General features: G+C 40.3%; 1 protein-coding gene. It reads left to right on the top strand.

The window, feature by feature from the left end; translation table 11 throughout:
- On the top strand, positions 1-718 hold a 718-nt coding region (locus AC0L3J_RS37190; protein WP_473350402.1), incomplete at both ends, for a TnsA endonuclease N-terminal domain-containing protein.

Genomic DNA, 718 nt, shown 5'->3' with positions numbered 1-718 from the left:
GGCGTGGCCAAGGGCATGGTAAAGACTATATTCCATGGCTAACAGTACAAGAAGTTCCTTCTTCAGGTCGTTCCCACCGTATTTATTCTCATAAGACGGGACGAGTCCATCATTTGCTATCTGACTTAGAGCTTGCTGTTTTTCTCAGTCTTGAGTGGGAGAGCAGCGTGCTAGATATACGCGAGCAGTTCCCCTTATTACCTAGTGATACCAGGCAGATTGCAATAGATAGTGGTATTAAGCATCCTGTTATTCGTGGTGTAGATCAGGTTATGTCTACTGATTTTTTAGTGGACTGCAAAGATGGTCCTTTTGAGCAGTTTGCTATTCAAGTCAAACCTGCAGCAGCCTTACAAGACGAGCGTACCTTAGAAAAACTAGAACTAGAGCGTCGCTATTGGCAGCAAAAGCAAATTCCTTGGTTCATTTTTACTGATAAAGAAATAAATCCCGTAGTAAAAGAAAATATTGAATGGCTTTATTCAGTGAAAACAGAAGAAGTTTCTGCGGAGCTTTTAGCACAACTATCCCCATTGGCCCATATCCTGCAAGAAAAAGGAGATGAAAACATTATCAATGTCTGTAAGCAGGTTGATATTGCTTATGATTTGGAGTTAGGCAAAACATTGAGTGAGATACGAGCCTTAACCGCAAATGGTTTTATTAAGTTCAATATTTATAAGTCTTTCAGGGCAAATAAGTGTGCAGATCTCTGTAT

The organism is Bradyrhizobium sp. Kon37, assembly GCF_055807535.1.
This window is presented reverse-complemented; position numbering and strand designations above follow the sequence as displayed.